The sequence below is a fragment of the Streptomyces sp. NPDC087440 genome (assembly GCF_044744005.1).
Taxonomy (GTDB): Bacteria; Actinomycetota; Actinomycetes; order Streptomycetales; family Streptomycetaceae; genus Streptomyces.
The window spans coordinates 258,057-274,985 of the sequence record NZ_JBIUXN010000010.1; the positions used below are offsets into that span (position 1 = coordinate 258,057).

The following is a 16,929-nucleotide window of genomic DNA, read 5'->3' on the forward strand; positions in this document are numbered from 1 at the left end:
CAGGCGCCGCGTTCAGTTCCGCACGACGCTGGGCGGGACGAATGTGGGGTTTGTACTCAGGACACCGTACGCCAGGTCATAACGGCGGCGCACAGTGCCCCGGGATCAGACGGTCAGCGCCCGGTCCGTCGGCTTCACCGGGGCCGGGAGCGCGCTGACCCCGGTCAGGTAGCGGTCCACGCCTCGGGCGGCCGAGCGGCCCTCGGCGATGGCCCAGACGATGAGCGACTGGCCGCGGCCCGCGTCACCGGCGACGAAGACGCCGTCGACGTTGGTGGCGTAGTGGGAGTCACGGGCGATGTTGCCCCGCTCGTCCAGGGCGAGCCCGAACTGCTCGACCAGGCCGTTCGACTGGTCGGTGCCCGTGAAGCCCATCGCGAGGGTGACCAGCTGGGCCGGGATGACCCGCTCGGTGCCCGCCTTCTGCTCCAGCTTGCCGTCCTTGAACTCCACCTCGATGAGGTGCAGCTCCTGCACGTTGCCGTCCTCGTCGCCCTCGAAGTGGGTGGTGGAGACGGAGTAGACCCGCTCGCCGCCCTCCTCGTGCGCGGAGGTGACCTTGTACAGCATGGGGAAGGTCGGCCAGGGCTGGCCCGGGTTACGGTCCTCGCCCGGCTTCGGCATGATTTCGAGCTGGGTGACCGAGGCGGCGCCCTGGCGGTGGGCCGTGCCCACGCAGTCCGCGCCCGTGTCGCCGCCGCCGATGACCACGACGTGCTTGCCCTCGGCGGTGATGGGGGCCACGGTCAGGTCGCCCTCCTGCACCTTGTTGGCGAGGGGGAGGTACTCCATCGCGAAGTGGATGCCGTTCAGGGAGCGGCCCGGGACCGGGAGGTCGCGGGAGACCGTCGCACCGGCGGCGACGACCACCGCGTCGTAGCGGCGGCGCAGCTTCGCCGCGTCGACGTCGCGGCCGATCTCCACCTCCGTACGGAACTTGGTGCCCTCCGCCCGCATCTGCTCGATGCGGCGGTTGATGTGCGACTTCTCCATCTTGAACTCGGGGATGCCGTAGCGCAGCAGGCCGCCGATGCGGTCGGCGCGCTCGTACACGGCGACCGTGTGGCCGGCCCGGGTGAGCTGCTGGGCGGCGGCCAGACCGGCGGGGCCGGAGCCGATGACGGCGACGGTCTTGCCGGAGAGGCGCTCCGGGGGCTGCGGGGTGACGTCGCCGCTGTCCCAGGCTTTGTCGATGATGGTGACTTCGACGTTCTTGATGGTGACGGCGGGCTGGTTGATCCCGAGGACGCACGCCGACTCGCAGGGGGCCGGGCAGAGGCGGCCGGTGAACTCCGGGAAGTTGTTCGTGGCGTGCAGGCGCTCGGAGGCGGCCCGCCAGTCCTCGCGGTAGGCGTAGTCGTTCCACTCGGGGATGAGGTTCCCGAGCGGGCAGCCGTTGTGGCAGAACGGGATGCCGCAGTCCATGCAGCGTCCGGCCTGCTTGCTGATGATGGGGAGCAGGGACTTGGGAACGTAGACCTCGTTCCAGTCCTTCACCCGGTCCTCGACGGGGCGGGACTGGGCGACTTCGCGCCCGGTGGTCAGAAAGCCCTTGGGGTCAGCCATTGGTCGCCGCCTCCATCATCTTCTCGGTGGTCTCCTGCTCGGAGAGCCCGGCGGTCTCAGCGGCGTCCTTGGCGGCGAGCACTGCCTTGTACGTGGAAGGAATGATCTTGCTGAAGCGGGCTGCCGCTGCGGGCCAGTCGGCCAGCAGCTTCGCCGCGACGGTCGAGCCGGTCTCCTCCTGGTGGCGGCGCACGACGTCGTGCAGCCACTGCTGGTCGGAGGTGGACGGGGCCTCGATCGCGCCCAGGTTGCCCGCGTTGACGTTGTTGCGGTCGAGGTCGATGACGTACGCGATGCCGCCGGACATGCCGGCTGCGAAGTTGCGTCCCGTCTCGCCGAGGACGACGGCGTGGCCGCCGGTCATGTACTCGCAGCCGTGGTCGCCCACGCCCTCCGAGACGACCGTCGCACCGGAGTTGCGGACGCAGAAGCGTTCGCCGGTGCGGCCGCGCAGGAACAGCTCGCCGCCGGTGGCGCCGTAGCCGATCGTGTTGCCCGCGATGGTGGAGTACTCGGCGAGGTGGTCGGCGCCCCGGTCCGGGCGGACGACGATCCGCCCGCCCGAGAGGCCCTTGCCGACGTAGTCGTTGGCGTCGCCCTCCAGGCGCAGGGTCACGCCGCTGGGGACGAAGGCGCCGAAGGACTGGCCGGCCGAGCCGGTGAAGGTGATGTCGATGGTGTCGTCGGGCAGGCCGCCGCCGCCGAACTTCTTGGTCACCTCGTGGCCCAGCATCGTACCGACGGTGCGGTTGATGTTGCGGATGGCGATCTGCGCGCGGACCGGCTGGGCGGCCTCGGCGGAGTCGGCGCTCAGGGCGTCGGCGGCCAGCTTGATCAGCTGGTTGTCCAGGGCCTTCTCCAGGGCGTGGTCCTGGACGGTGACCTGGTGGCGGACCGCGCCCTCGGGCAGCTCGGGCACGTGGAAGAGGGGGGCCAGGTCGAGGCCCTGCGCCTTCCAGTGCTGCACGGCCCGGTCGGTGTTGAGCAACTCGGCGTGACCGACGGCCTCTTCGAGGGTACGGAAGCCCAGCTCGGCCAGGATCTCCCGGACTTCCTCCGCGATGTACTGGAAGAAGTTGACGATGTACTCGGCCTTGCCGGAGAAGCGCTCGCGCAGCACCGGGTTCTGGGTGGCGATGCCGACGGGGCAGGTGTCGAGGTGGCAGACGCGCATCATGACGCAGCCGGAGACGACGAGCGGCGCGGTCGCGAAACCGAACTCCTCGGCGCCCAGCAGGGCGGCGATGACGACGTCGCGGCCGGTCTTCAGCTGGCCGTCGGTCTGCACGACGATGCGGTCGCGCAGGCCGTTGAGCAGCAGCGTCTGCTGGGTCTCGGCGAGGCCGAGCTCCCAGGGGCCGCCCGCGTGCTTGAGCGAGGTGAGCGGGGAGGCGCCCGTTCCGCCGTCGTGGCCGGAGATCAGGACGACGTCCGCGTGGGCCTTGGAGACGCCCGCCGCGACCGTGCCGACGCCGACCTCGGAGACCAGCTTCACGTGGATGCGGGCCTGCGGGTTGGCGTTCTTGAGGTCGTGGATCAGCTGGGCGAGGTCTTCGATGGAGTAGATGTCGTGGTGCGGCGGCGGGGAGATGAGGCCCACGCCCGGCGTCGAGTGACGCGTCTTGGCGACCCACGGGTAGACCTTGTGGCCGGGCAGCTGGCCGCCCTCGCCGGGCTTCGCGCCCTGCGCCATCTTGATCTGGATGTCGTCCGCGTTGACCAGGTACTCGCTGGTGACGCCGAAGCGGCCGGAGGCGACCTGCTTGATGGAGGAGCGGCGCGCCGGGTCGTACAGACGCTCCGGGTCCTCGCCGCCCTCACCGGTGTTGGACTTGCCGCCCAGCTGGTTCATGGCGATGGCGAGGGTCTCGTGCGCCTCCTGCGAGATGGAGCCGTACGACATGGCTCCGGTGGAGAAGCGCTTGACGATCTCGGACGCGGGCTCGACCTCGTCGATGGAGATCGACTCACGGTCGCCCGCGAAGCCGAAGAGGCCGCGCAGTGTCATCAGCCGCTCGGACTGCTCGTTCACCCGGTCCGTGTACTGCTTGAAGATGTCGTAGCGCCGGTTGCGGGTGGCGTGCTGGAGGCGGAAGACCGTCTCCGGGTCGAACAGGTGCGGCTCACCCTCGCGGCGCCACTGGTACTCGCCGCCGATCTCCAGGCGGCGGTGCGAGGCGGCGATGCCGGAGGCGGGGTACGCCTTGGCGTGCCGGGCGGCGACCTCCTTGGCGATGACGTCCAGGCCCGCGCCGCCGATCTTGGTGGCGGTGCCGTTGAAGTACGTGGCGACGAACTCCTCGTCCAGGCCGACCGCTTCGAAGACCTGCGCGCCCCGGTAGGAGGCGACGGTGGAGATGCCCATCTTGGACATGACCTTCAGGACGCCCTTGCCGAGGGCGTAAATCAGGTTGCGGATGGCCTGCTCGGCGTCGTCCGTCTCGATGAAGGTGCCCGCGCGGACCAGGTCCTCGACGGACTCCATCGCGAGGTACGGGTTGACGGCCGCGGCCCCGTACCCGATGAGCAGCGCGACGTGGTGCACCTCGCGGACGTCTCCGGCCTCGACCAGCAGGCCCACCTGGGTGCGCTGCTTGGTGCGGATGAGGTGGTGGTGGACGGCCGAGGTGAGCAGCAGCGAGGGGATCGGCGCGTGCTCGGCGTCGGAGTGCCGGTCGGAGAGCACGATCAGGCGTGCGCCCGCCTCGATGGCGGCGTCGACCTCGGTGCGGATCTCCGCGATCCGGGCGGCCAGGGCGTCGCCGCCGCCGCTCACCCGGTACAGGCCGGAGAGGGTCGCGGCCTTCATGCCGGGCATGTCGCCGTCGGCGTTGATGTGGATGAGCTTGGCCAGCTCGTCGTTGTCGATCACCGGGAAGGGGAGGGTGACCGAGCGGCAGGACGCGGCGGTCGGCTCCAGGAGGTTGCCGGCCGGGCCCAGCGAGGAGCGCAGCGAGGTGACGAGTTCCTCGCGGATGGCGTCCAGCGGCGGGTTGGTGACCTGCGCGAAGAGCTGGGTGAAGTAGTCGAAGAGCAGCCGGGGGCGCTCGGAGAGGGCCGCGATCGGGGAGTCCGTGCCCATGGAGCCGAGCGGCTCGCCGCCGGTGCGGGCCATGGGGGCGAGGATGATGCGCAGCTCTTCCTCGGTGTAGCCGAAGGTCTGCTGGCGGCGGGTGACCGAGGCGTGGGTGTGCACGATGTGCTCGCGCTCGGGGAGGTCTTCGAGCTCGATCTCGCCGGTTTCGAGCCACTGCTGGTACGGGTTCTCGGCGGCGAGGCCCGCCTTGATCTCGTCGTCCTCGACGATGCGGCGCTCGGCGGTGTCGACGAGGAACATCTTGCCGGGCTGGAGGCGGCCCTTGCGGACGACCTTCGCGGGGTCGATGTCCAGGACGCCGACCTCGGAGGACAGGACGACGAGGCCGTCGTCGGTGACCCAGTAGCGGCCGGGGCGCAGGCCGTTGCGGTCGAGGACCGCGCCGACCTGGGTGCCGTCGGTGAAGGTGACGCAGGCCGGGCCGTCCCAGGGCTCCATCATCGTGGCGTGGTACTGGTAGAACGCGCGGCGGGCCGGGTCCATGGAGTCGTGGTTCTCCCACGCCTCGGGGACCATCATCAGCACCGAGTGCGGCAGCGAACGGCCGCCCAGGTGCAGGAGTTCCAGCACCTCGTCGAAGGACGCCGAGTCGGAGGCGTCCGGCGTACAGACGGGGAAGATCCGGTCGAGCTTCTCCGCACCGAAGAGGTCGGAGGCGAGCTGGGACTCGCGGGCCTTCATCCAGTTGCGGTTGCCCTTGACCGTGTTGATCTCGCCGTTGTGCGCGACGAACCGGTACGGGTGGGCCAGCGGCCAGCTGGGGAAGGTGTTGGTGGAGAACCGGGAGTGCACGAGGGCCACGGTGGTGGCGCAGCGGCGGTCGGAGAGGTCCGGGAAGAACGGCTCCAGCTGTCCGGTGGTGAGCATGCCCTTGTAGACGAGGGTGCGCGCGGAGAGCGACGGGAAGTACACACCGGCCTCACGCTCGGCGCGCTTGCGCAGGACGAACGCCTTGCGGTCGAGCACGATGCCCGTGCTCTCACCGTCCGAGACGAAGAGCTGCTTGAAGGTCGGCATGGTGGCGCGTGCGCCGTTGCCCAACAGGGCGGGGGTGACGGGGACTTCACGCCACCCGAGGACGGTGAGGCCCTCTTCGCCCGCGATCGTCTCGATCTGCGAGACGGCGTCGGCGGCGAGCGCGTCGTCGGAGGGCAGGAACGCAATGCCGACGGCATATGCCCCAGCTGCCGGAAGCTCGAATTCCACCACGTCCCGGAGGAAGGCGTCCGGGACCTGGAGCAGGATTCCGGCACCGTCGCCGGAGTCGGGCTCGGAGCCGGTGGCACCGCGGTGTTCGAGGTTGCGCAGTACGGTCAGCGCCTGCTCGACCAGCTCATGGGAGGCCACACCGGTAAGGGTGGCGACAAAGCCGACGCCGCATGCGTCGTGCTCGTTGCGGGGGTCGTACAGCCCCTGCTGGGCGGGGCGACCGTCCATGGGCGACCAGGCGTGGGTACGCATCGGCACTCCCGTCGTCGTCGTGGCATATGCAGATACCGAGGGACGACACTGGCCCTCCGCGAAATTTCGTGCAGGTTACATGATGGCTGGCTTCTCGGGAAGCGGAAGGCTCATTCCACCATGCGGACACCGCGCAGAGCGGTGGATGTGGTGCGGAGGCGGACAGATCGCCATTCTCCGGACCGTAGCGAAGCAAGCTTCGTTGCCTGCGGCGCTTACGGCTCATGCCCGGCGGTCAACTAGACGAAACCGATGAGTAACGACTACTTATGCGACACCTTGCATATAGCCACATCCTACGGGGAGAGTCCCGGATTCGCGCCGGGGCGTACGTCACACTCTCCCCCGGTACGACGAAACCCCCGGCAGCCCTTGCCACCAGGGGTTTCCACCCCGTAACGGGGGCGTGCGACAGCGTCAGAGCGCCGCCCCGAAGAGCGCACCGAGCCCGTACGTCACCGCCGCGGCGGCCCCGCCGAGCGCGAGCTGACGCAGCCCGCTGAACCACCAGGTCCGCGCCGTCACCCGCGCCACCACGGCCCCGCACCCGAACAGCCCCACCAGCGCCAGCAGCACCGCGGGCAGCAGCGAGGTCGCACCCAGCAGATACGGGAGTACGGGCAGCAGCGCACCCAGCGCGAACGCCCCGAACGACGACACGGCGGCCACCAGCGGCGACGGCAGATCGTCGGGGTCGATCCCCAGCTCCTCCCGCGCATGGATCTCCAGCGCCTGCTCGGGGTCGACGGACAGCTGCCGGGCGACCTCGCGGGCGAGTTCGGGCTCGACACCGCGCGACACGTACAGCGCGGCCAACTCCCGCTCCTCGTCGGCGGGGTGCTTCTTCAGCTCCTCGCGCTCGACGTCGAGTTCGGCCTGGACGAGTTCCCGCTGGGAGGCGACGGAGGTGTACTCGCCCGCCGCCATGGAGAAGGCACCGGCCGCGAGGCCCGCCAGCCCGGTGATGACGATCGTCTGCTGCGAGACGGCGCCACCGGCCACACCGGTCATCAGCGCCAGGTTGGACACCAGCCCGTCCATCGCCCCGAACACGGCGGGCCGCAGCCAGCCGCCGTTCACATCCCGGTGGGTGTGGTTGTCGCGGTGCGCCTCGTGCAGTGTCGCTTCGGTCTCGATGATCGCCATGCTCGTCTTCCCCGTGCCCCTCTTCGGTCCTGCGGTCGGGGTGCGCCCCGACGAGATCGAAAATACGCACGATTCAAAGCTCGCGCTAGCAAGGAAGGCCGTACTTACTTGGTACGAGGGGGAGTTGACCCGCCCTTTCCAAGGCAAGCCTTCCCTCACCAGCCCGGGCCGCCGCGCCCCCGCCCGGCGGTCGACCGGGTGACACGTGGGGCGTGGCCGAGCCCCGGCACGGCCCCGGTGTGGCACAGATTTCGCATGGACCTGACCACACGCCCCGCGACGCCCCCGCCCTCCCCGGCCGCGGCGCCCGCCCGTTCCCCGCTCGACCGGGCGCGGGGGGCGCTTCTGGGGCTGGCCGTCGGCGATGCGCTCGGGGCTCCGGCGGAGAACCTCAAGCCCTCGGAGATCCGGCGGCGTTGGGGACGTATCGAAGGCTTCGTCTCGGACGACCCCGCCGGTACGGACGACACGGAGTACGCGATCTTCTCCGGCCTCCTCCTCGCCCAGCACGGCTCCGCGCTCACCGTCTCCCACGTCGAACGCGCCTGGCACCACTGGATCGCCGACCTGGACGAGGGCCCGTTCCGGGGCGCGGGCTTCAGCGAACGCGGCACGCTGGAGAACCTCCGCCGGGGTCTCGCCGCCCCCATCTCCGCCCAGCACCGGCACGCCTGGAGCGACGGGCTCGCCATGCGCGCCGCCCCCTTCGGCGTGTACGCGGCGGGCGATCCCGCCGAGGCCGCCCGCCTGGTCGCGATCGACGGCACGGTCAGCCACGAGGGCGAGGGCATCTACGGCGGCCAGGCGGTGGCGGCGGGCGTGGCCGCCGCGATGACCGGCTCCGGCCTCGCCTCGATCATCGCCGCGGCCCTCTCGGTCATCCCCATGGACTCCTGGACCGCCCGTTCGCTGCGCCGCGCGGTGGCGGCGGCCGACCGGGGCGAACGCGCGGTCCGCACGGCGGTCGTCATCGGCGGCTACCCCTGGACCGACCTGGCCCCCGAGGCGGTGGGCCTCGCCTTCGGGGCGTTCACCGCAGCCCGGGGCGACTTCCGCGCCTCGGTCCTGACGGCCGTCAACATGGGCCGCGACGCGGACACCACGGCAGCGGTGGCGGGCGCACTGGCCGGGGCGCTGGGCGGGGCCTCGGCCATCCCCCCGGAATGGGCCTCGGCCATCGCCCCGGCCCGCGGCACGTGCCTCCCCACGATGCGAGGCCACCACGTCCTGAAGGTGGCAGACCTGCTGACGTCCCTCAGGAGCACGGGGAACCACACGTCCCCCGCCCTCAGGGGCGCGGGGAACTGCGCGCCCAGCCACGACGCACCCGCACAGACAATCCCCAGCCGCGCGGCGAGCGCTTTCGGGAAGGGGCGGGGAGGGGCAGGCGCCGCAGGCAACAGCAACCACCCACCGTCCCGCACCACACCACAACCACCTCCCGCCCCCTTGGGCACCCCGCACCAACCACCGCCCCGCAACACACCACCCCCCACCCACCTCGAAGGCCTCCTCCTCGGCCTCGCCTCCGGCGACGCCGCCGGCTGGCCCTCCGCCCGCCACCGCGCCTCCCGCATGCCCGACTGGACCCGCCGCCTCACCCGCGAACTCGACACCTTCGCCGAGCTGAACGCCACCACCACCCTCCCCGTCCCCATCGCCCTCAACCAGCCCCCGGAGCCCCTCCGCCTGGGCCCCTCCGACGACGCCGAGTGGGCCGCGTTCACCGCCCTGACCCTCATCGGCGCAGGCGTACCCCGCATCGAGGACCGCGCCGAGGCCGACGCGGCCGCCCGCCGCGCCCTCACCCGCGCCTGGAACTCCCTCGCCGCCGAGGTCGCCGCCGCCAGCGCCCGCGCCCCCGAGGTCGAGTCCGCCGTCCTCCCCCTGCGCGCCCGCATCTCCGTCCGCGCCGGACTCGGCAACCTCGCCGCCGGGCTGCGGCCCCCCGCCACCGGCCACGACAACCCCCACTTCTTCGACGACGCCGCCTGCGTCCGGGCCTCGGTCCTCGCCGTCGTCCACCCCGGCAACCCCGTCGCCGCCGCCGAACTCGCCGCGTACGACGCCCGGTTCACCCAGGACGGCGACGGTGTGCACGGCGCCCGCGCCATGGCGGCGGCCGTCGCGACCGCCCTCGGCGGAGGCGGCGTGGACGACGCGGTGGGCGCCGCGCTCGCCCAGCTCCCCCCGGGCACCGAGATCGCCCGCAACGCGCACCACGCCCTGCGCCTGGCCCGCGACGCGGAGGGCGCGTTCGCCCTCGTACCGGCGCTGGAGCACCTCATCGTCGACCACGTCTACAGCTACGGAATCGCCGCCGCCGAAACCGTCCCGGTCGCCCTCGCCCTCACCGTCGCCGCCCACGGCCACGCCACCGAGGCGGTACCGGCCGCCGCCTGCCTCTCCCGGGTCGCGGACTCGGCCCCCGCCCTGGCCGGAGCACTGACCGGAGCACTCGGCGGAGGCGCGCTCCTCCCCACCGCCTGGCGCGAGACCTGCCGAACCCTGGTCGGCTGCGCCCTCCCCCGCCTGGCGGGCACGGACCTGGTCGCCCTCGCCGCGCAACTCGCCGGACCGCCGCACTCTCCCCAACCAACCCCCCAAAAGGGATGATTCCCCCATGACGACACCCACGGACCCCACCGGAATCCCTTCCGACACCCCCACCCTCGGCGACCGCATCACCGGCAGCCTCGTCGGAGCCGCCGTCGGCGACGCGCTGGGCGGGCCGGTCGAGGGCTGGACCCCGGAGCAGATCCAGGAGCGGCACGGCGGCACGGTCCGGGGCATCGTCGGCCCCTGGTACGGCGACGACTGGCGCACCGCACGCCCGATCGCCCCGTACCACAAGGGCGACGGCCACGTCACGGACGACACCTTGATGACGCACGCGCTGATCCGGGTCTACACGAAGGCCCGCGACCACCTCACCGCCTACTCGGTCGCCGACCACCTCGTCCCGGAAATGATCCAACACCCGGTCTGGATCCCGGAGTTGGAGTCGGAGGCGCTCCCCCTCCAGCGCGTCTTCCTCGCCGAGAAGTGGATCGTCGCCCGCCTCCACTACGGCCATGTCGACCCCCGCGAGGCGGGCACGGGCAACATCGTCAACTGCGGTGCGGCGATGTACATGGCCCCGGTCGGCCTGGTCAACGCGGCGAACCCGCAGGCCGCGTACGCGGAGGCACTCGACGTCGCGGGCGCCCATCAGTCCTCGTACGGACGCGAGGCCGCCGGAGTCTTCGCGGCGGCGGTCGCGGCGGCCTGCACCCCCGGCGCCACCCCCGCCTCCGTCCTCGACAGCTGCCTCTCGCTCGCCCAGGACGGCACCCGCTCCGCCATCGAGGCGGTCGCCGAAGTCGCCCTGTCCGTACGGGACTTCGAGTCCGCGATCCCCCTCCTCCGGGCCGCCGTCGCCCCCTTCGACACGGTCGGCCCGGACTACCGCGCCCCATCCCTGGGCGCCCGCCGCCCCTCCCGCCTGCACGCCATCGAGGAACTCCCGGTCGCCCTCGGCATGCTGCTGGTCGCGGACGGCGCGTACCGCCCGGCGGTGCTCGGCGCGGTCAACTACGGCCGGGACTGCGACTCGATCGCGACAATGGCGGGGGCGATCTCCGGTGCCCTGGACGGCGGCCGGGGCATCCCCGACGACTGGGCGAAGCAGGTCGCGGAGGCGAGCCGCCTGGACCTGCACGCCCCGGCCCGCGCCCTCACCGAGGTGGCCGTCGAGATCCACACCCGGGACCTGACCCGCCGCCGCGCCCACGAGTCGGCGTTCGCCCTCCTCACGGACCCGCGATGAACGGGCCGCTCCGCCTGACCTGGGTCCAGCCCGAGGACCTCGTCGGCCACGAACTCCGCCAGGCGGAGGAGGACGGCCGCGACCCCTCCTCCGTACGCTCCATCCGCACCCGGTGGCTTGCCGCGGGCGGCCACCTGGCCCCGGACCGCGCAGGCGCCTCCCCGACCGTCCCCCCACCCACCCTGCGCACCCTCGCCGAATCCCTCCTCGACGAACTCGCCACCCTCCCGACGCCCCTCAGGGGCGCGGGGAACTGCGCACCCAGCCACAACACACCCGCACAAACCCCTCCACAGCCCCTCAGGGTTTCGGGAAGCATGGGGTCTCCCCTGCTCGAGCGGAGCCGAGAGCTTGGGGAAGGGGAGGGGCAGGCGCCGCAGGCAACAGCAACCACCCCCCACCCGCCACAAGAGCCCGCACCCACCCCCACCTCCTACCCCACCCGCCTCCACCACGCCTGGCTCGGCAGAGCCACCGGCTGCCTCCTCGGCAAACCCGTCGAAAAGCTCCCCCTCCCCGCCATCCGCACCCTCGCCCAAGCCGCCGGCAACTGGCCCCTCACCACCTACTTCACCGCCGTCGGCGTCCCCGACGCCCTCCTCCGGGCCCACCCCTGGAACAAACGCTCCGCCCCCACCTCCCTCGCCGAGAACATCGACGGCATGCCCGAGGACGACGACCTCAACTACGCCCTCCTCAACCTGCTCCTCCTCCAACGCCACACCCGCGACTTCACCACCCACGACGTCGCCCGCCTCTGGCTCGACGAACTCCCCGCGGGCCGCACCTTCACCGCCGAGCGCATCGCGTACCGCAACCTCCTCGACGGCATCGAACCCCCGCACACGGCCACCCACCGCAACCCGTTCCGCGAGTGGATCGGCGCCTCGATCCGCGCCGACATGCACGGCTGGACCAACCCCGGCGACCCCACCGCCGCCGCCGACCAGGCCCACCGCGACGCGACCCTCACCCACACCGGCAACGGCGTCTACGGAGCGATGTTCGTCGCCGCCGCGATCGCCGAAGCGGCCACCGGCACCGTCGACATCCACCACGCCCTGCGCACCGGCCTCGCCCACGTACCGCCCCGCTCGCGCCTCGCCGACGCCGTCCGCCTCGGCATCGACACCGCCGAACGCCACGACGACTTCGACGCCGCCGTCGACCACCTCCACGCGGCCCTCGGCCACCACCACTGGGTGCACGTCCTGCCCAACACCGCGCTCCTGGCCGCCGCCCTCACCCACGCCGACGGCGACTTCACGCACTCCATCTGCCGTGCGGTGTCCGGGGGTTGGGACACCGACTCCAACGGAGCCACCGCGGGCTCCCTCGCCGCCCTGGTCTCCCCCACGCCCGTCCCCACCCGCTGGACGGCCCCCCTCCACAACCGCCTCGCCACCTCCCTCCCCCACCTCGACGGCATCGGTTTCGACACCCTCGCCCGTCTCACCCACCGAGAGGCCACGAGATAGATGACCCCTCCGCCCGTCCCCACCCTCACCGTCCTGGGCAGCACCAACATGGATCTCGTCGTGTACGTCGCCAAGGCCCCGGCCGGCGGCGAGACGGTGTCCGGCCGGTCCTTCACCACGGTCCCCGGCGGCAAGGGCGCCAACCAGGCGATCGCCGCCGCCCGCGCGGGGGCCGACGTCACGATGATCGGCGCGGTCGGCGCCGACTCCTTCGGCCTGCAACTCCGCGCCGCCCTCGAACACTCGGGCGTGGACACGAACTCCCTCCGCACCTCCGAGGGCCCCTCCGGCACCGCGCACATCGTCGTGGACGACGACGGCGGCAACTCCATCGTCGTCATCCCGGGCGCCAACGGCACCGTCACCGGCCTCTCGCCCGGCGACGAGACCGTCATCTCCCAGGCCCACGCCCTGCTGCTCCAACTCGAACTCCCGCTGTCCGCCGTCACCGAGGGCGCCGAGGCCGCCCGCCGCCACGGCGTCCGTACGATCCTGACCCCGGCCCCCGCCACCACCATCCCGGCCGAACTCTTCGCCGCCACCGACCTGCTGGTCCCCAACGAGCACGAGGCCGCCGCCCTCACCGGCCTGCACGACCCCCTGCTCGCCGCCCGCGCCCTCCTGGAGCACGTCCCGGCGGTGGTCGTCACCCTGGGGGCCGCCGGGTGCGCCTACGTCAGCCGCGACACCCCCGACCCCCTCTTCGTCCCCGCCGTCCCCGCCACCCCGGTCGACACCACCGCCGCGGGCGACACCTTCGTGGGCGCGCTGGCCGTCGCCCTCGCCGAGGGCCGCCCCCTGCACGACGCCCTCCCCTGGGCCTCCGCCGCAGCCGCACTCTCCGTCCAACGCCCCGGCGCCTCCACCTCCATGCCCTACCGCCAGGAGATCGATGCCCTGTGACCCGAGCCCCCGAACCCCCGCACCCCGCCCCACCCCTCGCGGGCCTGCGCGTCCTCGACCTCGCCACCCTCTTCGCCGGACCCCTCGCCGCCACCCTGCTGGCCGACTTCGGCGCCGAGGTCATCAAGGTCGAACACCCCACCCGCCCCGACCCCTCCCGGGGCCACGGCCCCGCCAAGGACGGCATCGGCCTCTGGTGGAAGCTCCTCGGCCGGGGCAAACGCACGATCACCCTCGACCTCTCCCACCCCGACGGCCGCACCACCCTCCTGCGCCTCGCCGCCACCGCCGACGTGATCATCGAGAACTTCCGCCCCGGCACCCTCGAAAGATGGGACCTCGGCTGGCCGGAACTCTCCGCCGCCAACCCCCGCCTGATCCTCGCCCGGGTCACCGGCTTCGGTCAGTACGGCCCGTACGCCCGCCGCCCCGGCTTCGGCACCCTCGCCGAGGCCCTGAGCGGCTTCGCCGCGTACACGGGCGAGCCCGACGGCCCCCCGACGCTCCCCCCGTTCGGCCTCGCCGACTCCATCGCCGCCCTGGCCACCTCGTACGCCGTCATGACGGCCCTGCGCGCCCGCGACACCACGCACCGCGGCCAAGTCGTCGACCTGGCCATCATCGAGCCGATCCTCCTCGCCCTCGGCCCCCAGTCCCTCTGGTACGACCAGCTCGGTTACGTCCAGCCGCGCACCGGCAACCGCTCCCGCAACAACGCCCCGCGCAACACCTACCGCACGGCGGACGGCAGTTGGCTCGCCGTCTCCACCTCCGCCCAGTCCATCGCGGAACGCGTGATGCGCCTGGTCGGCCGCCCGGAGCTGATCACCGAGCCCTGGTTCGCGACGGGCACCGGCCGCGCCGAGCACACCGACCTCCTGGACGAGGCGGTCGGCTCCTGGATCGCCCGTCACACCCGCGACGAGGCGATCGCCGCCTTCGAGCAGGCCGAAGCGGCCGTCGCCCCCATCCAGGACATCCGCGACGTCCTGACCGACCCCCAGTACACGGCCCTGGACACCATCACCACCGTCCCCGACCCGGAACTCGGCCCGCTGCGCATGCAGAACGTCCTCTTCCGCCTGTCCGAGACCCCGGGCGCCATCGCCTGGACGGGCCGCCCGCACAACGCCGACACCGAAGCGGTCCTCACCGAACTCGGCCTGACCCCCGCCGACCTCACCGCCCTGCGCGAATCCGGAGCCACCGCCTGATGCCCAGCACCCCCCTGACCTGGTTGTACGTCCCCGGGGACCGACCCGACCGGGTCACCAAGGCCCTCGCCTCCGGCGCCGACGTCGTCATCGTCGACCTGGAGGACTCGGTCGCCCCCGACCGCAAGGACTACGCCCGCGCGGCCACCGCCGACCTCCTCGCCGACACCCACCCCACTCCCGTCCACGTCCGCCTGAACGCCCTGGACTCCCCCCACGCCCAGGCCGACCTGCACGCCCTCGCCCCCTGCCCGGGCCTGACGGGCCTGCGCCTGCCCAAGATCACCGACTCCGCCGAGATCCGCCGCATCGCCAACCACACCCCCGAGACCCCGCTCTACGCCCTCCTGGAATCCGCCCTGGGCATCGAGCACGCGCACCACATCGCCACGGCCCACCCCTGCCTCGCGGGCATCGCGCTCGGCGAGGTGGACCTCCGTGCCGACCTGGGTGTACGGGACGAGGAGGGCCTGACCTGGGCCCGCAGCCGGATCGTGGTGGCGGCCAGGGCGGCGGGCCTGCCCGCCCCCGCCCAGTCCGTCCACCCGGACATCACCGACCTCGAAGGCCTCGCCGCGTCCTGCGCCCGGGGCCGCGCCCTCGGCTTCTTCGGCCGCGCCGCCCTGCACCCGCGCCAACTCCCGGTCATCGAGCGGATGTACCTCCCCACCCCGGCGGAGATCGAGGACGCCGAACAGATCCTCAAGGCCGCGGCCACCGCGGAGGGCGCGCTGATGCTGCCCGACGGCCGCTTCGTGGACGCGGCGGTGGTGGCGGGCGCACGCCGCACGCTGGAGGTCGCGAACCGGAACCGCTGACCGCCCCCGTGCACGAGGAAGGGCCGCCGGAACCCTGCGGTCCCGACGGCCCATCCTCGTACGCGATGTACGCGATGAACGCGATGCGCGGTACGTCAGCTCTTCTTGGCCGAACCGGCCTCGTCCTTGACGTCCTCGCCGTCGCCCTTCTTCAGGTCGACGGTCTTGGTCTCCTCGGCTTCCTCGGACGCCCGGGCCTTCTTGACCTTGACGTCCTTCTTCTCCTTGGTCAGGAGCGAACCGCCCTCGTCCTTGCCCGCGTCCTTGGCCCCGTCCTTGGCTTCCACGGTTTCCGCATCGGCCGTGACAGCCGCATCCGCACCGGCACCAGCACCGGCCGCCTCCGCACCCTCACGGTCCGGCTCCACGATCTCCTCGCGGCCGGGGCGCAGTCGCGACGACAGCACGAAGTAGACGATGGCGAGGACGAAGATGATGATCGCCGTCCACACGTTGAGGCGCAGCCCCAGGATGTGGTGCGCGTCGTCGATGCGCATGTACTCGATCCAGCCGCGCCCGGCGCAGTACAGGGCGACGTACAGCGCGAAGACCCGCCCGTGTCCGAGCTTGAACCGGCGGTCGGCCCACACGATCACGGCGGCGACACCGAGGCACCACAGCGACTCGTACAGGAACGTCGGGTGGTAGAGCCCCGGCTCGTCGCCCTTGGTGATCTTCAGCGCCCAGGGCAGGTCGGTCGCCCGGCCGTACAGCTCCTGGTTGAACCAGTTGCCCCAGCGGCCGATGGCCTGCGCGATGACGAGCGCGGGGGCCATGGCATCGGCCCAGGCGGGAAGCGGAATCCCGCGCCTGCGGCACCCGATCCAGGCACCCACCGCACCGAGCGCCACGGCACCCCAGATGCCGAGGCCGCCCTCCCAGATCTTGAAGGCGTTGACCCAGTTCTTGCCTTCGCTGAAGTAGAGCTGGTAGTCGGTGACGACGTGGTACAGCCGCCCGCCGACGAGCCCGAAGGGCACCGCCCAGACGGCGATGTCGGCAACCGTCCCGGGCTTGCCGCCGCGGGCGATCCAGCGCTTGTTGCCGTACCAGACGGCCACGAAGACGCCGATGATGATGCAGAGCGCGTAGCCGCGCAGCGGGAGGGGTCCGAGGTGGATCTCACCGGCCGCCGGGCTGGGAATGAAGGCAAGGTTCATGACGGAGTCGACGCTACCCTGCCGACCACGACCGAAGACAACCCACCCGACAACGTCTGGGTAACAGGAACGCTCCACCAGGAGCGCCCCGTCAGGGGCGCGAGGAACTGCGCGAGCAACCAAACAACAAGCCGCGCGGCAAGCGCTTTAGGGAAAGGGGCGGGACCGGGGCGAATCCCGGGGGTCCGGGGGCAGCGCCCCCGGCCCGCACACCCCCCCCCCCCCCCCCCCCCCGCCGCCGCCCCGCCCCCCCCCCCCGGGGCGGGGGCGGCCGGCAA

General features: G+C 72.3%; 10 protein-coding genes and 1 pseudogene. 7 read left to right on the top strand and 4 right to left on the bottom strand.

Annotated features, from left to right (window positions below):
• Positions 1-105: 105 nt before the first annotated feature.
• The 3 genes from ACIO3O_RS21600 to ACIO3O_RS21610 form a co-directional block, all read right to left on the bottom strand.
• Positions 106-1,566, bottom strand: coding sequence for a glutamate synthase subunit beta (locus ACIO3O_RS21600; RefSeq protein ID WP_401748209.1), 1,461 nt, complete (start codon positions 1,564-1,566; stop codon positions 106-108).
• Positions 1,559-6,124, bottom strand: coding sequence for a glutamate synthase large subunit (gene gltB, locus ACIO3O_RS21605; protein WP_401748211.1), 4,566 nt, complete (start codon positions 6,122-6,124; stop codon positions 1,559-1,561). The genes ACIO3O_RS21600 and gltB overlap by 8 nt, the downstream gene beginning before the upstream one ends.
• A gap of 417 nt (positions 6,125-6,541) precedes the next feature.
• A complete protein-coding gene (locus tag ACIO3O_RS21610; protein WP_189821664.1) occupies positions 6,542-7,270 on the bottom strand; it encodes a VIT1/CCC1 transporter family protein in 729 nt (242 codons plus the stop codon).
• A gap of 255 nt (positions 7,271-7,525) precedes the next feature.
• On the opposite strand from ACIO3O_RS21610, the pseudogene ACIO3O_RS21615 reads away from it, so the two are divergent.
• The 7 genes and pseudogenes from ACIO3O_RS21615 to ACIO3O_RS21645 all read left to right on the top strand — a co-directional run.
• Positions 7,526-8,374 (top strand): annotated as a pseudogene (locus ACIO3O_RS21615) (ADP-ribosylglycohydrolase family protein); the annotation flags it as partial.
• 345 nt (positions 8,375-8,719) lie between these two features.
• Positions 8,720-9,886, top strand: a complete 1,167-nt coding sequence (locus tag ACIO3O_RS21620; RefSeq protein WP_401748275.1) for an ADP-ribosylglycohydrolase family protein — start codon at positions 8,720-8,722, stop codon at positions 9,884-9,886.
• A gap of 7 nt (positions 9,887-9,893) precedes the next feature.
• Positions 9,894-11,078, top strand: a complete 1,185-nt coding sequence (locus tag ACIO3O_RS21625) for an ADP-ribosylglycohydrolase family protein (protein WP_401748212.1) — start codon at positions 9,894-9,896, stop codon at positions 11,076-11,078.
• Complete coding sequence (locus ACIO3O_RS21630; protein WP_401748214.1) at positions 11,075-12,556, top strand: ADP-ribosylglycohydrolase family protein; 1,482 nt, start codon at positions 11,075-11,077, stop codon at positions 12,554-12,556. The genes ACIO3O_RS21625 and ACIO3O_RS21630 overlap by 4 nt, the downstream gene beginning before the upstream one ends.
• Positions 12,557-13,459, top strand: a complete 903-nt coding sequence (gene rbsK / locus ACIO3O_RS21635; protein WP_401748215.1) for a ribokinase — start codon at positions 12,557-12,559, stop codon at positions 13,457-13,459.
• The gene (locus ACIO3O_RS21640; RefSeq protein ID WP_401748216.1) at positions 13,456-14,673 is read left to right on the top strand and encodes a CaiB/BaiF CoA transferase family protein; all 1,218 of its coding nucleotides are present in this window, start codon (positions 13,456-13,458) and stop codon (positions 14,671-14,673) included. Before rbsK ends, ACIO3O_RS21640 begins: the two co-directional genes overlap by 4 nt.
• On the top strand, positions 14,673-15,491 hold the full coding sequence (locus ACIO3O_RS21645; protein WP_401748218.1) for an HpcH/HpaI aldolase/citrate lyase family protein: 819 nt from the start codon (positions 14,673-14,675) through the stop codon (positions 15,489-15,491). The genes ACIO3O_RS21640 and ACIO3O_RS21645 overlap by 1 nt, the downstream gene beginning before the upstream one ends.
• 95 nt (positions 15,492-15,586) lie before the next feature.
• On the opposite strand, the gene lgt is transcribed toward ACIO3O_RS21645, so the two are convergent.
• Complete coding sequence (gene lgt / locus ACIO3O_RS21650) at positions 15,587-16,651, bottom strand: prolipoprotein diacylglyceryl transferase (protein ID WP_401748219.1); 1,065 nt, start codon at positions 16,649-16,651, stop codon at positions 15,587-15,589.
• Positions 16,652-16,929 lie beyond the last annotated feature (278 nt).

Bases quoted from the DNA above. Each gene is read 5' to 3' on its own strand.
- lgt (WP_401748219.1), bottom strand. From the start codon at position 16,651: ATGAACCTTGCCTTCATTCCCAGCCCGGCGGCCGGTGAGATCCACCTC.
- gltB (WP_401748211.1), bottom strand. From the start codon at position 6,124: ATGCGTACCCACGCCTGGTCGCCCATGGACGGTCGCCCCGCCCAGCAG.
- ACIO3O_RS21600 (WP_401748209.1), bottom strand. From the start codon at position 1,566: ATGGCTGACCCCAAGGGCTTTCTGACCACCGGGCGCGAAGTCGCCCAG.
- ACIO3O_RS21625 (WP_401748212.1), top strand. From the start codon at position 9,894: ATGACGACACCCACGGACCCCACCGGAATCCCTTCCGACACCCCCACC.
- ACIO3O_RS21630 (WP_401748214.1), top strand. From the start codon at position 11,075: ATGAACGGGCCGCTCCGCCTGACCTGGGTCCAGCCCGAGGACCTCGTC.
- rbsK (WP_401748215.1), top strand. From the start codon at position 12,557: ATGACCCCTCCGCCCGTCCCCACCCTCACCGTCCTGGGCAGCACCAAC.
- ACIO3O_RS21645 (WP_401748218.1), top strand. From the start codon at position 14,673: ATGCCCAGCACCCCCCTGACCTGGTTGTACGTCCCCGGGGACCGACCC.
- ACIO3O_RS21610 (WP_189821664.1), bottom strand. From the start codon at position 7,270: ATGGCGATCATCGAGACCGAAGCGACACTGCACGAGGCGCACCGCGAC.